Source organism: Acetobacterium sp. MES1, from assembly GCF_002237635.1.
GTDB classification, from domain to species: domain Bacteria; phylum Bacillota; class Clostridia; order Eubacteriales; family Eubacteriaceae; genus Acetobacterium; species Acetobacterium wieringae.
Window position 1 is genome coordinate 18,966 of the sequence record NZ_MJUY01000016.1, and the last position, 13,641, is coordinate 32,606.

Here is a 13,641-nt window from a genome sequence, read left to right on the forward strand (position 1 = left end):
TATACTTTAATTCCAGATTTTTTCAAGGGATTTATCGCTTAACTGCGTTATAAACATCCCGTCTTGAAATATTGCGGTCTTTGGCCACCGCTTTCATGGCTTCTTTTTCCGGCAAACCGGACTTCAGATAATGAGCTAGATGGTCTTCCAGGCTCAGGCTTTCCAGTTCCAGAGAAGCCGCCACCTTACCTTCATCGGCGGTTCGGCCTTCAATACAAAGGACATACTCGCCCCGGGGGGGATTTTTCTGATAATAGTCCCGATGTTCTGCGATGGTACCATAACGGGTTTCCTCATAGCGTTTGGTCAGCTCCCGGGAGATACTCATCTGCCGGTGACCGAGCCCCTGCTTGACCAAAATTTCCAGAGTTTTTGGCAGACGGTGGGGGGACTCATAAAGCACCACCGTATCGACTGATTCTTCAATCCGGTTGATCCCTGCTTTAACCGCCTTATTGTCTTTACCTAAAAAGCCGAGAAATAAAAAGGAACGGGTGTCCAGTCCTGACAACACCAGGCCGCAGAGCCCGGCGTTGGGGCCGGGCACCACTTCCAGGGCAATGGCATTGGCGACACAGCTTTTAACCAGGACTGACCCCGGATCGGAAATTAGCGGCATTCCGGCATCAGAAATCAGGGCGATGTTCTGACCCTGTTTTAGCAGTTCAATCAGGCCCTCACACGACTGCTGTTCGTTATGTTGATGATAGGCGACCATTTTTTTAGAAATCTCAAAATGGTTGAGCAGCTTAATCGAATGCCGGGTATCTTCAGCAGCAATCAGATCCACCGACTGCAGGACTTTTAGGCCCCGGATGCTCATATCATCCAGATTCCCAATCGGAGTACCGACTATATAGAGTTTTCCGGACATCTATTCGTTATAAAGGTTTCGGGCCACATAGACCCCATTGGCGGAGGCCTGCATCAAGCCCCGGGTGACTCCGGCGCCATCGCCCAATACATAGAGATTCTTAATGCTGGACTGGAAGTTTTTATCTACGGTCACCTTATTGGAATAGAACTTAACCTCTACCCCATAGAGCAGGGTTTCATCACTGGCCAGACCCGGTGACACATGATCCAGGGCCTGAATCATTTCGACAATGTCCTTCATAATCCGGTAAGGTAGTACTAAACAGAGATCCCCGGGCACCGCATCAATTAAGGTCGGCCGGATATTATTACGCATCAACCGCTCTTCGGTAGTCCGGCGGCCTCTTAAGAAATCGCCGTAGCGCTGTACCATGATCTTGTTACCGGTGAGCATATTTCCCAACCCGGCAATGTGCTTGCCATAAGCAACCGCTTCTTTAAAGGGTTCGGTAAAGCTTTTAGAAACCAGCAGGGCAAAATTGGTGTTATGGGTTTTTAAGTTGTCGGATTTATAGCTGTGTCCATTGACCACCGCCAACTGGTTATCATAATATTCGGTCGATACAACTCCGCCGGGGTTGGAACAGAAGGTCCGGACGCTGTCATCAAAGGTGGGTGTATAATAAACCAGCTTACCTTCATAAAGGGCCTCATTGATTTCCTGCATGACCTCGTTGCGGGTTTCCAAACGGACGCCGATATCGATTTTCCCGACCTTGGTTTCCACCTTGTATTCTTCGCACATCGAGGTAAACCATTCCGAGCCATCCCGGCCCACAGCCACCAATACCTTGTCAGCCCGGTAGGTTTCACCTTTGGCGACCACGCCGACGACAGAATTATCTTCGACTACCAGGCTTTGCACCGGTGTTCTAAACTTAATGTCGATGCCCAGATCGTTGATTAAGTAATTTTGAATCCGCTGATAAATGGTATAACCGACCTCGGTGCCCATGTGACGAACCGGACATTCAATCAGTTTTAAATTGCTCTGGATCGCCTTGGTCCGAATATCCCTAATCTTATCCGGATCATCCACACCATGAACGCGCTTGTCGGCGCCAAACTCAATATAGAGATCATCAACATATTTAATCAGATCAACCGTGGTGTTATAGCCAATGTATTCCGGCAGCTCGCCGCCGACATCCGGTGAAAGCGATAGTTTGCCATCCGAGTAGGCCCCGGCTCCGGCAAATCCGGTAGTAATATTACAGGGTTTGCAACCAATGCAGACATTGGTCTGACGCTTGGGACAGATCCGTTTTTCAATCGAATTGCCCTTTTCCAGCATCAATATCTTCAGTTCCTTGTTCTTTTTGGCCAGTTCCATGGCGGCAAAAATACCACCGGGGCCAGCCCCGATGATGATTACATCATATTTCATGTTCTTCTTCCTTTATGCAAACGCATCCGGGCCGTAGTCATCTTCATTATAACCCACAGCCAGATCGTTGAATTTTGTATATTCGGGTATCCAGGCCAGGCGTACGGTTCCGGTTGGACCGTTACGTTGCTTGGCAATGATTACCTCAGATAAGTTTTTTAATTCCGGGTTTTTATCGTAATAATATTCCCGGTATAAAAGCATGATCACATCGGCATCCTGCTCGATCGAACCAGACTCACGCAAATCCGACATGACCGGATGGTGATCGGTTCGGGCATCCGGGGCCCGGCTGAGCTGTGACAAAGCAATCACCGGCGCTTCCATTTCCCGGGCCAGGGCTTTTAAGCCCCGGGACATTTCAGAAATTTCATTCTGCCGGTTTTCAGTCCGACCACCGCCGCTCATCAGTTGCAGGTAGTCAATGACGATCAAATCCAGGGCTTTTTCGGTTTTTAGCCGCCGACATTTGGAACGGACTTCTGAAACCGTAATCCCCGGGGTATCATCTATAAAAATACTGGCGCCGTAAAGGGTATTGTAACCAACCACCATTCGTTCCCAGTCTTCCTTGCTGAGATTACCGGTTCTAACGTTATTGCTGTCCACCAATGAGGCGGCACACAGCATACGCTGTACCAGCTGTTCCTTGGACATTTCGAGACTGAAAATCGCCACCGAGCGGTTATCTTTGATGGCCGCATTTTGGGCGATATTCAAGGCAAAGGCGGTTTTCCCCATTGATGGTCGGGCAGCCACAATAATCAGATCGGAGGGCTGCAAGCCGGAGGTAATATGGTTAAGCTCGGTAAAACCGGTTTCAATTCCGGTGAGTTTACCTTTTTTACTTTCAATCGCTTCAATCTGGGCCAGGGTGGTGGCCAGGGTTTCCTGAATGCTCTGAAAATCACCCGTTCGTCGACCCTGGGAAACTTTGAAGATTTCCTGTTCGGCCCGATCAATCACATCCCCGATATTCTCATACTGACCATAGCTGTCTTCAAGAATCTGGGTGGCCGTATGAATCAGATTACGAATCACCGCCTTTTCATGAACAATCTGGCAGTATTCCAGATAATTCCGATGAATCGGCACCATCTCGACCAATTCACTGAGATAACCAATTCCGCCGATTTTTTCCAGAACTCCCCGGTTTCTAAGGGCATTAATCAGGGTAACGGTGTCAATGGGCTTTCTCTCGTTGTGAAGAGAAAGCATCGCTTCATAGATTTCTTTATGGCCGCCCCGATAAAAATCCTGGGGGGACAATAGCTCTTCAGCCCGGGCAATATTGGACTCATCCATCAAGATGGCGCCTAGCACCGACTGCTCGGCTTCAATATTATGGGGCGGGACTTTGGGATTCATCACCGCTTAGTCTCCTAGGCTTCGCCTTTGATGAGCACGGTCAGTTTTCCAATCACACCCTGATAGGTTTTAACTTTGACTTCGGCCCGACCCACATTACGCAACGGCATTTCCAGTTCAACTTTGCGCTTATCAACCTTGATGCCTTTTTGATTTTCCAGAGCTTCAGCAATGTCTTTGCTGGTAACCGACCCAAACAGTTTGCCGTCTTCGCCAGCCCGTTCGGTAATGGTAATTTCCGTTTCATCGATTGTTTTTGCCAGTTCGACAGCAGCCTGTCGTTCGGCTGCGACTTTTTGCGCTTCTTCAGCTTTGGTCGTTTCCGCCATGGCAATATTTTCTTTATTACCAATGACGCCCTTACCGGTTTTAATCAAAAAGTTCCGGCCATAACCATCCTTTACATCAACAATATCACCTTTATTTCCAACATTTTTTACATTTTCCAATAAGACTACTTTCATGATCCATTCTCCTTCTTGTATTTTTTTATGGCAGTGAGCAATAGCTCGACGCCGGTTTCAATGTTTTTTTCACCGGGGAACTGTGCTCCGGCAATGGCCAAATGGCCGCCACCACCCAATTTCTCTAAGATTACCTGAACATTGACCTCGCCCATGGAGCGAGCACTGATGGCCAGCCCCTCTTCATTTTTAAGAATGATAAAGGAAGCCACAATCCCCTTGATATTTAACAGTTCATCCGCTGCCTGGGCAGCAATCACCTTGCCATAATCGGTATTGTTCTCAAAAGTTGAGATCGCAATGTTATCAAAATAAATTTTAGCATTTTTGACAGCATCCGATTTGGCCGTATAGGTATTGAGATCATCCTGCAGCAAAATTTTACTGATTAGCGTATCGGCTCCCTTTCGCCTTAAGTAAGAGGCCGCTTCAAAGGTTCGCACCCCCGTTTTTAAGGTAAACATCTTGGTGTCCATACACATCCCCGCCATTAGTGCGTTGGCTTCAATGACATTGAGCTGACTCTTCTCATCAAAATACTGCAGCAGCTCAGTCACCAGTTCGCAGGTGGACGAAGCATAGGCTTCCGTATAGGTCAGCAGCGTTTCCTTGATGGCTTTTCCAGAACGCCGATGATGATCGATCACCACTATTTTTGGGATCTGATCCACCAGGGAGGGCATCTCCAGATAATTGACGGTTTGGGTGTCTAAAATAATTAATAGGGTGTTTTTAGTGGCATAGCTTTCGGCTTCTTTGGGGGTAATAAAGGCATCCTGATAGGCTTCATTCTCCAACAGATAATCAAACAGCGATTTGATCGAATAATTAATCTCCCGGATCACAATTTTTCCTTCTTTACCAAGGGATTTACAGGCTCCCAGCAACCCGACCGCCGAACCCAGGCAGTCCATATCCGGATTCTGATGACCCATCATCAGAACATGATCCGACTCTTTGATCAGCTCTTTCAGACCGTAAGCCTTAACCCGGGCTTTAACCTTGGTTCTTTTTTCGGTAGCTTCGCTTTTGCCCCCGTAAAAGGACATTTTTTCATCCTGGCGGACCACGGCCTGATCACCGCCCCGAGCCAGGGCAATATCCAGGGCTGAATGGGACAATTCCTGGGATTCGATAATCCCCAGAATACTTTCAGAGATACCAATACCAATACTGAGGGTAATCGGCACTTTTTCATCATTTTCGATTTCCCGAATTTCATCAAGGATTTTAAAATTCTCTTTTTGCAGGGCACAGATTTTTCCCCGCTCAAAAATCATCAGATAACGGTCACTTTCATACTCAATGATAACACTGCCCAGCTGTTTCGCCCATTCGTTAAGCTTCAGATCGACCTTTCCAAGAATCGCCGAACGCTTATGACTGGGAATCTGCTCAATGATATCATCATAATTGTCGATGACGATGTAGCAAAACAGCGGTGAATTTTTCCGGTACAGCTGCCGTTGCTTACTTTGTTCGGTGATATCAAAAAAATGCAGCAGTTCAAAACTATGGATCTTGTCAGAGAACGCATTGGTAACCACGCCATAGTCCCGTTCTTCATAATGGAAGGTGAATTCATCAGCCTTGATGGCGGCGGTCAGATTAAAATCCAACTCGGTAATAATATTTTTTTTGAATAAACCTTCTTTTTCTTTTTTAAACGCCTTTCCAAATGCCTGGTTATACCAATAAATGATACCTTCATTATCAACAATCGCCATGGCAATCGGCATTTCATACATCCGTTCCTGATTAATCTTATCGAGATCACTGTAAATTTCATCAATGGCTTTATCGATTTTGATTTCATCAATGGTGGTGTTTTTAGTGTAATACATGATCAGGATCACAAAGATAACAACGCCACCAATTCCCAGGAAGATATTATAAAAACCAAGTACCAGAGAGACAATCAACTGTGCCGCTAACGCAAATCGGACAATATCTTTTTTTGACTCTTTCATTTGATCTGGGACTCCCTTCGAAAAATCCGACGAATTCCGATGTAAGTATCAGCGATCCCTAAAATGGTTACCAGTGAGCTAAACAATAAGCTTAAAATGACTACCAGCACGTTTAACCCCTTGTTCGTCAATTTCTTGTATTCCAGATAGTTTAAAATCAATGACAGTCCCATAATGAGGAAAATAATATTGACAAAATTCATCACCGTGACAATATAAATCTGCGGGATCGTGGTAACCTGAAACATACTGATGATAAAATCACCGAGGATCAGTACCATCAAAAAATATTTAAGGCTTGTTGGCATTTCCCATTGGCTCAGCGGTTTGAAGGTTTTAACCGGATAGCCGATGCGTTTTAAAATCATATCCGAAACGATCACATTGACCATCCCAAATACAACTGGCAGTAACAGAAAAGCACTCGGTAATGCCAGCTTCATCATTTCTATGTTTTTATCCATGGCCGTTTTGGCCATTGCCAACTGTTCGGCATCCATAATATTGGCAGTTTGATAAAACGTCATCACCTCACTGGTACTCTGTTCCAGGGTCTGTAACAACAGGCTGGTAAAACCAATCCCCATCACCCATTCATAACTGGCCACCACCGCAATCAGCAAAATCGCAAAACCAACAATTCCGATGGCAACTTTAAAAACCGGTGAATAATCCCGATTATAGGCAAATCCCAGACTGCAGCCCACAAAGAGCATCAGCGCCCCAAAAGAAATCGCATTGAGCGGTCCCAAAAAAAGACCAATCAGAATCGTGGCCGCAATGCTGGAAAGAATACTCACCTTCAGGCCCTGGCGTTTTCCCAATACCACCATTGGTACCGGTATAAAAAATACCAATAGCACAAAAAAAGGTAAATAATAGCTAACTAAGGTAAGAATGACTCCCAGGGCACAAAACATGGCACCTTCTGTTATTCCACGTGTTTTCATTGATCCTCCAAATTGGTAACTTACGTATTACCACATACCTTTTATTACTCTATAAAAAGTTACTGAACCATTATATCATATTAACGGAAAATACCTATTATTTTTGTTTGCTCTGATTTTTAATTTCACCGGCAATTCTTCTTAACCTTCCGGGCGGAAGGATTCGCCCAAGCCGTTTACGCAGCTCATTTGTGAAAAAGAAAAAGCTGTTCGCTCCAGATCCTTCCTGAAACAAACAGCTTTGCGTTTTTAATTGTTTGAGCTATATGGTAATAGGGCAACATTTCGCGCACGTTTAATGGCTTCAGTTACCTTTCTCTGATGTTTAGCACAGGTGCCGGTTGCTCGTCTTGGTAGAATTTTTCCACGTTCAGAAACGAATTTTTTTAACGTAACTACATCTTTATAGTCAACATTTTCTACTTTTCGTTCGCAAAACTCACAAACTTTTCTTCGCTTTTTAAATGGTTTTGGCATTGTATTTTCCTCCTATCTTAAAAAGGTATATCGTCATCATCGGCCATCAGATGAAAATCTTCATCCAATCCCATTACTGACATATTATTATTGGATTGTGGCGCTGAAGTTTGCTGGAATCCGGCGTTCGAATCTCTCCGGCCGGATGAGAGAAAACTAATCTCATCGGCAACAACTTCCGTCACATAACGTCGTTGACCATCCTGTGCGTCGTAACTTCTTACCTGTAGTCGTCCTGATACACCAATTTGGCTACCCTTTGACAAATATTGTCCAGCAATTTCTGCCTGTTTTCCCCACACGACGACTGGCACAAAGTCTGCTTCTTTTTGACCATCTTTGTTTTTAAAACGACGATCCACCGCTAAGGTAAATGAAGCGACTGCTCTGCCTGTTGTAGTGTTTTTCACCTCAGGATCACGGGTTAGTCTTCCTACGAGAATTACTTTATTCACAGAATTGCCCCCTATTTCTCTTTTTTAATAACGATGCTTCGAATAAACTGTTCGTTAATTTTGTATAAATGATCTAATGCATCAAGAACTGAGTTATCAGCTTTAAAGTCGATTAAAACATAGAATCCTTCTTGATACTTTTTATCGATTTCGTAGGCTAACTTTCGTTTGCCCCATTCGTCGACTTTTTCAATTTCTCCAGCTGCTTCAATAACAGCCTTCACTTTGCCGACAAGTTCTTCAATCGCTTCTTTCTCAAGATCCGGTTTTAAAACAAATAGTGTTTCATACTTTCTCATTCCATTTCACCTCCTCATGGACTATGGCTCACTTTTCCAGCGAGCAAGGATTACAGCTTTTAATTATATCACATCTTACAATTCATGCAAGGATTTTCTTTTATTTTTTATTTCAGGCAGGCACAACTGCACCAAATATAATTGGTGTCATAAATGTTTCTATAAAAGCAGCTAGAAAGAAAAGTGGAATCAGCCACAATAAATAAATTCGCAAACATCCTATCGCCGCCTGTTTTAGCTCACCCTTTAGGCTTCTTCGTAAAATTGTTTTTGATAATTGTAAACAGAGATGCACACCCAGCGTTACCCCTAAAACCAGAGCCGGAATCTCAATCATACCATGGGGCAAAACCCCCACCAGAAAAGCAAACCAACCAATGCCATTGGTTTGATACACTGCACCGATCAAACCAATAATAATCGCATTGGAAGCCAGCGAAAACATTGGCAAAAATAAAAATGGAACAACCCCTAAAAGACTGCTGATTCCACTGGCAATCACATTATTTAAAAAAATACCCAGCCAGAGATCAACCCCGGTACCATCTAAAAATTCTTTCTGATTAAACAACGCCTGCAACTCATTAAAATAACTCTGACTCAAGCCCGGGTCACTCAGAAAAAGCAGGGTGTTTAAAATACTCATAACCACAAAAAACGTCAGACAAAAAAAGAAGGTTGGTTTTAAATGTTTTTCAAAGTAGGTTTCTGCTCCATTCCATTGGGTCATAAAAAATTCTTTCATACTTCTCCCTTGCTCTCACCGCTCAGAATTTTCTTAATCTGTTTATTGAATTTTGACCGCTGAAGCATAACAATATGGCCGCAACCCAGACATTTTATTTTAATATCGGCCCCGACCCGGATAATTTCCCATTGAAAGCTTCCGCAGGGATGCTTTTTTTTCATTTCTACCCGATCCCCTAATGAATAAACCTTAGTTTCCATATTTCACCTCTGCTTCTTTTTTGTCCATCATTTTGACCGAATTTTGATTATATATCACGGTTTTATTGTAGGGAATTTCAATTCCTTTTTCGTCAAATACCGTTTTGATTCGTTGCCGCAGTAAATTTTCTGCCGCAAATTTTGATGCCGCATCTTCTTCACATACAACCCGGATAACAACTGCAGATGGATCAAGTCGGGTGATTCCCTGAACTTCAGGCCGAATTTTAAATAACTCTTCATGGTTTTCATATAGATCTGTGCAGATTTCTTCGAGGATTGTCATGACCTTGTCGATGTTTTCTTCATAAGCAATGCTGACTTCAACAATTGCTTTCATATGACCCTTAGAATAATTGACGAGGCGATCGATTTTCCCATTATGAATGATAAAGAGCCCCCCATTAAATTCCCGGACGCTGGTTGTGCGCATCCCAATCGTCTCAACGATCCCATAGTGCGTCTCATCAATGATCACATAATCACCAACACTAAATTGATTTTCAAAAACAATTACAAAGCCACTCATCACATCTTCCACAATCCCCTGCGCCCCAAAACCAATGGCCAGGGTTCCAACTCCGGCTACTGCCAACAATGAACCCACATTAATGAATTGGCCCAGAATAATCAACCCCGCCAGGGTCCAGATGCTTGCTCTGGCAGCGGTTTTTGTCACATGATTCAGAGTAACAATGCGGCGGGCATCCCGGGGTTCAAGCCCTGCTTTTTCACCATCAAAAATCCGGTCGACAATACCAAAAGTGATTTTTATACTGATCACAACCGCAATTAGAACGATCCCCGAAACCAGGCATTTTTGCAGTAAATGTGAAAAATCAAATTGATTGAGATACGAAGAAAAACTTGTTGTTAAATATTCCATAATTAACTCCTATTGAATTCCGATAACGTTAAGCCCAATTGGTATCCAAGTGGTTAACAAACTGCTCGCTTCAACGGTGGGCAGTTTGGATACACCTCCCGTTGCAAGATTAATCACAGAAAATACCCAAAGCATCACTGCAATGATGGCTGCCCCTAAAACCACTCCGATTATCGCCCCCGCCAGCCGATTAAGGATTCCAATAACAGGAAGTTTTGAGATTCCCAGAAAGATGGCCTGCAGCAACCAACACAACACCGATACCCCCATAACGAGAATTCCAAAACTGATACTGTTGGCAATACCATGTTTGATCACTTCTGTTATTACGGTAATGCCCTGATCCAATATGGATTGTCCGCTACTCATAGCGGCTTCACCTAAAAGAGCATTGGTTAAACCACTTTGCTGGGCACCCAGATCCATCAGCGACTGGGAAATCGCATCAATGTTAATTGTAGTAAAAAGATTGTTGAGCATGCCCGACTGAATCAACCAATCCGCCAGCAATGGTGAAAAAAACCAGGCGATTACAAAAGATGCAATAAATCCCCCGAAACTGATCAGGGTATTTATTGCACCTCGTTTGAATCCTATAATTCCTGATAGCACGCAAATCAGGATACCTATTAAATCAAGTGATGTCAGTGTTTGAAAACTCATTTTTTATTCCTGTAGTATGCTTCAATGTCCTCTTCGTTGATGATCCGCACAGCACTGGTTTCCATCAAGAAGGATTTATCATCCGATTCTTCATGTTGATTCAACCCTTTATTGAGATTCTCCAGCTCGATGGGTTGGGAAAGATTCCATTCCCCTGCCGTTTGTGAGGGTTCGTTACTGAACTCTGTGTCGGTTGCGATGTCCGGCATTGCCGCTGGTTTTATTTCGCTTTCGTAGGAAAGCGAAACTTTTTCTGAACCAAATGGCTTTTCTTCGATAATGGGCTCATTGGTTTCAAACAATCCTGTTTCTGATTTCTTAAAGCGGGTTTTTTTTACATTCCCGCGCTCGGGAGCTACATAGGTATCGTCAATGATGACTTCTGTCATGATTTCTGTCTCTCTGGGCGTAAAACCTTCATTGATTTGTTCGTTGGAAAGCCCTTCCAGGCCGATACTCTCCCGTTTCGGTCCTCGTGATTTTCGACGGTTTTTTTTCTTTTCTTTTTTCGCTTCGAGATCATACTCCAGATCCCGCTGATCTTCGGCTTTGGTTTCTTCCCAATACTTTCGGCCCACAATTCGGCCGAGTACAATCCCAATCACCTGAAAGACAATGGTCATTACTAGCGCTATTCCAAATAACAGAAAAACAGACAGCTCACCACCAACTAATTGATAAATTAACCCAAAGGGCAAGTACCAAAATATAGTGGGTGCTGCAATAAAAGCAAACTGATTCCAGATACTGTTTGTATCCTGTCCCGGAAACATGGTGGATACCACTGTCAATGTCCCGGTTAGGACGATTATGGGAATCAGACTATAGACAACATACCGCAGTGTCTTTGGTTTTTCATTGCCACTGATGTTTTTAAAGCAAACGGTAAACAGGATGATCCAGAACGCACCAATTGTTATTAATTGGATGCCATTAAACAGATAGTCAAAATTACTTGTTCGGGTCAGATCAAATATATTTTTGAAGATCAGTACAATCACAATATAAAGGATATTGCCCAATACTGCTGCTTCTAACGCTGACAGTCGTCTCTTTCTTTTGATTTGATTCATTATTTTCTCCATTTCATAATTGAATTGTCACAGTTCGACTGATTCTAGTTTTCTTTTTCATATCCCAATCGCTCGAGTAGACGATCCAATTCTTCCAGCGATGAATAGACAAACTCTATTTTTCCTTTTTTTCCTCGATTACTTAAATGGACTTTGGTTTCGAATTTTCTTTCCAAAGCTTCCTGAATTTCTGCTATATATCCACTACTATTGTCTTTTTTTTGCTGAAGTGGCTTTACCAGACCTTCACTCTGCATTTTTTTTATGCGATTCTCTGCTTCTCTGACACTCATTCCTTTTTCAATGATCTCGCTTGCAAAAGCTTCCATTTTTGCGGGATCTTCCAGAATCAGAATCGCTCGGGCATGCCCCGATGTGATTTTTTCTTGAGCCAATTGTTCTTGAATGCTTTGAGGCAGTTTTAATAACCTGAGGGTGTTGGCAATGGCGGTACGACTTTTTCCAATCCGAATACCAATTTCCCCCTGGGTCAGATTAAAGTTCTCCATTAACGCTTCATAGGCCAGCGCTTCTTCAATGCTATTGAGATTTTCCCGTTGAACATTTTCAATGATGGCGATTTCCAGAACTTCTTCTGGTGGCAGATCTTTTACAATTACTGGCACCTCTTTAAGGCCAATCATATTGGCGGCTCGCCAACGTCTCTCTCCAGCAATAATGGTATAACCCTTCGTTTCCGGTTTAACCACCAACGGTTGGAGAATGCCATGTTCTTTAATTGATGCCCCTAATTCTTCTAGCTTAATTCGGTCAAAACTTTTTCGCGGTTGTTTTGGATTGGGCCGAACATTATTTGTTCTGACATAGAAAACCAACTTTTCAACGTCAACTTCCAGCACTTCATCTTTTTGCGAAGGAACAACCACTGCATCATCGGGAAATAACGCTCTAAGACCTTTACCTAAACCTGTGCTTTTTCCCATAACTACTCCTGTCTTTGTACAAACTCTTTTGCGAGGGCCAGATATGCTTTTGATCCCTTTGATCCGTTGGCGTATTCAAAGATAGTCTGCCCATAGCTGGGGGCTTCGGCCAAGCGGACATTGCGGGGGATCATGGTGTCATAAACCTTTTCTTTGAAATAATCAACCACTTCATCGACAACCTGATTTGATAAGTTGGTGCGGCTGTCAAACATGGTCATCAGGACACCTTCTATTTCTAAATGGGGATTTAATCCCTGTTTTACCAGACTGATCGTATTCATCAGCTGACTCACGCCTTCCAATGCATAAAACTCACATTGGATGGGAATTAACACCGTGTTTGTCACTGCCAGGGCATTAATTGTTAACAAGCCAAGTGAAGGTGGGCAGTCGATGAAGATATAGTCGTAAAATGATTTGATATTTTCAATACTATTTTTAAGGCGCAATTCTCGTTGTGGCATATTTGTCAATTCAATTTCTGCTCCAGCTAAATCGGGGTGAGATGGCAGAATATGAAGATTTTCGTAAGAAGTTGTCAGAATAATTTCTTTAAAATTATCACCATGGATAATTCCATTATAGACGCTTTTTTCCAGATTATTCTTTTCAATTCCAAACCCACTACTGGTATTTCCCTGCGGATCAATATCAATAACCAATACTCGATATCCTTCTAAACTAAGGGCAGTGGTTAAGTTGATATTTGTGGTCGTTTTACCAACACCACCTTTTTGATTAAATACTGCCACGATTTTTGCCATACTTTGCTCCTTAATTAAATCACTCAATCACTTTCACAACTTTGTTTACTGATCATTGGTTTGTTATCCTGAAATTTCTGACTGCCAGCAATGTTTCACGTGAAACATGTGATT

Annotated in this window: 16 protein-coding genes; all 16 read right to left on the reverse strand. The window is 43.3% G+C overall.

All coding sequences use genetic code 11. The features are described from left to right. Positions 1-31 precede the first annotated feature (31 nt). The gene (gene rsmI, locus BI182_RS06740; protein WP_286806435.1) at positions 32-874 is read right to left on the reverse strand and encodes a 16S rRNA (cytidine(1402)-2'-O)-methyltransferase; all 843 of its coding nucleotides are present in this window, start codon (positions 872-874) and stop codon (positions 32-34) included. Continuing rightward, positions 875-2,263, reverse strand: coding sequence for an NAD(P)/FAD-dependent oxidoreductase (locus BI182_RS06745; protein ID WP_286806436.1), 1,389 nt, complete (start codon positions 2,261-2,263; stop codon positions 875-877). A 12-nt stretch (positions 2,264-2,275) separates the two neighbouring features. Continuing rightward, positions 2,276-3,631: a replicative DNA helicase gene (gene dnaB, locus BI182_RS06750; RefSeq protein ID WP_070370668.1), complete on the reverse strand. Its 1,356-nt coding sequence runs from the start codon at positions 3,629-3,631 to the stop codon at positions 2,276-2,278. A gap of 14 nt (positions 3,632-3,645) precedes the next feature. Next, positions 3,646-4,095 carry a 50S ribosomal protein L9 gene (gene rplI / locus BI182_RS06755; RefSeq protein ID WP_286806439.1) on the reverse strand — a complete coding sequence of 150 codons (450 nt, stop codon included), beginning with the start codon at positions 4,093-4,095 and terminating at the stop codon, positions 3,646-3,648. Further along, positions 4,092-6,065, reverse strand: a complete 1,974-nt coding sequence (locus BI182_RS06760) for a DHH family phosphoesterase (RefSeq protein ID WP_228881765.1) — start codon at positions 6,063-6,065, stop codon at positions 4,092-4,094. The genes rplI and BI182_RS06760 overlap by 4 nt, the downstream gene beginning before the upstream one ends. Beyond that, entirely contained in the window at positions 6,062-7,015 is a 954-nt protein-coding gene (locus BI182_RS06765) for a YybS family protein (protein WP_286806441.1), read from the reverse strand. Before BI182_RS06765 ends, BI182_RS06760 begins: the two co-directional genes overlap by 4 nt. Before the next feature lie 249 nt (positions 7,016-7,264). Next, the gene (gene rpsR, locus BI182_RS06770; protein WP_070370664.1) at positions 7,265-7,492 is read right to left on the reverse strand and encodes a 30S ribosomal protein S18; all 228 of its coding nucleotides are present in this window, start codon (positions 7,490-7,492) and stop codon (positions 7,265-7,267) included. A gap of 17 nt (positions 7,493-7,509) precedes the next feature. Next, complete coding sequence (locus tag BI182_RS06775) at positions 7,510-7,947, reverse strand: single-stranded DNA-binding protein (protein ID WP_070370663.1); 438 nt, start codon at positions 7,945-7,947, stop codon at positions 7,510-7,512. Positions 7,948-7,958: 11 nt separating this feature from the next. Further along, entirely contained in the window at positions 7,959-8,246 is a 288-nt protein-coding gene (rpsF, locus tag BI182_RS06780; protein WP_070370662.1) for a 30S ribosomal protein S6, read from the reverse strand. 112 nt (positions 8,247-8,358) lie between these two features. Continuing rightward, positions 8,359-8,991 (reverse strand): stage II sporulation protein M, encoded by a 633-nt coding sequence (locus tag BI182_RS06785; RefSeq protein WP_070370661.1) that lies wholly within the window; start codon positions 8,989-8,991, stop codon positions 8,359-8,361. Next, complete coding sequence (locus BI182_RS06790) at positions 8,988-9,194, reverse strand: DUF951 domain-containing protein (protein WP_070370660.1); 207 nt, start codon at positions 9,192-9,194, stop codon at positions 8,988-8,990. The genes BI182_RS06785 and BI182_RS06790 overlap by 4 nt, the downstream gene beginning before the upstream one ends. Next, positions 9,184-10,080, reverse strand: a complete 897-nt coding sequence (locus tag BI182_RS06795; protein WP_070370659.1) for a mechanosensitive ion channel family protein — start codon at positions 10,078-10,080, stop codon at positions 9,184-9,186. Before BI182_RS06795 ends, BI182_RS06790 begins: the two co-directional genes overlap by 11 nt. Positions 10,081-10,089: 9 nt before the next feature. Further along, entirely contained in the window at positions 10,090-10,743 is a 654-nt protein-coding gene (locus BI182_RS06800) for a CvpA family protein (RefSeq protein ID WP_148636995.1), read from the reverse strand. Then, positions 10,740-11,816 carry a hypothetical protein gene (locus BI182_RS06805; RefSeq protein WP_286806445.1) on the reverse strand — a complete coding sequence of 359 codons (1,077 nt, stop codon included), beginning with the start codon at positions 11,814-11,816 and terminating at the stop codon, positions 10,740-10,742. The genes BI182_RS06800 and BI182_RS06805 overlap by 4 nt, the downstream gene beginning before the upstream one ends. Before the next feature lie 44 nt (positions 11,817-11,860). Next, a complete protein-coding gene (locus BI182_RS06810; protein ID WP_286806447.1) occupies positions 11,861-12,760 on the reverse strand; it encodes a ParB/RepB/Spo0J family partition protein in 900 nt (299 codons plus the stop codon). A gap of 2 nt (positions 12,761-12,762) precedes the next feature. Further along, positions 12,763-13,527, reverse strand: coding sequence for a ParA family protein (locus tag BI182_RS06815; protein ID WP_070370655.1), 765 nt, complete (start codon positions 13,525-13,527; stop codon positions 12,763-12,765). Positions 13,528-13,641: the final 114 nt, after the last annotated feature.

Bases quoted from the DNA above. Each gene is read 5' to 3' on its own strand.
- rsmI (WP_286806435.1), bottom strand. From the start codon at position 874: ATGTCCGGAAAACTCTATATAGTCGGTACTCCGATTGGGAATCTGGAT.
- BI182_RS06745 (WP_286806436.1), bottom strand. From the start codon at position 2,263: ATGAAATATGATGTAATCATCATCGGGGCTGGCCCCGGTGGTATTTTT.
- dnaB (WP_070370668.1), bottom strand. From the start codon at position 3,631: ATGAATCCCAAAGTCCCGCCCCATAATATTGAAGCCGAGCAGTCGGTG.
- rplI (WP_286806439.1), bottom strand. From the start codon at position 4,095: ATGAAAGTAGTCTTATTGGAAAATGTAAAAAATGTTGGAAATAAAGGT.
- BI182_RS06760 (WP_228881765.1), bottom strand. From the start codon at position 6,065: ATGAAAGAGTCAAAAAAAGATATTGTCCGATTTGCGTTAGCGGCACAG.
- BI182_RS06765 (WP_286806441.1), bottom strand. From the start codon at position 7,015: ATGAAAACACGTGGAATAACAGAAGGTGCCATGTTTTGTGCCCTGGGA.
- rpsR (WP_070370664.1), bottom strand. From the start codon at position 7,492: ATGCCAAAACCATTTAAAAAGCGAAGAAAAGTTTGTGAGTTTTGCGAA.
- rpsF (WP_070370662.1), bottom strand. From the start codon at position 8,246: ATGAGAAAGTATGAAACACTATTTGTTTTAAAACCGGATCTTGAGAAA.
- BI182_RS06785 (WP_070370661.1), bottom strand. From the start codon at position 8,991: ATGAAAGAATTTTTTATGACCCAATGGAATGGAGCAGAAACCTACTTT.
- BI182_RS06790 (WP_070370660.1), bottom strand. From the start codon at position 9,194: ATGGAAACTAAGGTTTATTCATTAGGGGATCGGGTAGAAATGAAAAAA.
- BI182_RS06795 (WP_070370659.1), bottom strand. From the start codon at position 10,080: ATGGAATATTTAACAACAAGTTTTTCTTCGTATCTCAATCAATTTGAT.
- BI182_RS06800 (WP_148636995.1), bottom strand. From the start codon at position 10,743: ATGAGTTTTCAAACACTGACATCACTTGATTTAATAGGTATCCTGATT.
- BI182_RS06805 (WP_286806445.1), bottom strand. From the start codon at position 11,816: ATGAATCAAATCAAAAGAAAGAGACGACTGTCAGCGTTAGAAGCAGCA.
- BI182_RS06810 (WP_286806447.1), bottom strand. From the start codon at position 12,760: ATGGGAAAAAGCACAGGTTTAGGTAAAGGTCTTAGAGCGTTATTTCCC.
- BI182_RS06815 (WP_070370655.1), bottom strand. From the start codon at position 13,527: ATGGCAAAAATCGTGGCAGTATTTAATCAAAAAGGTGGTGTTGGTAAA.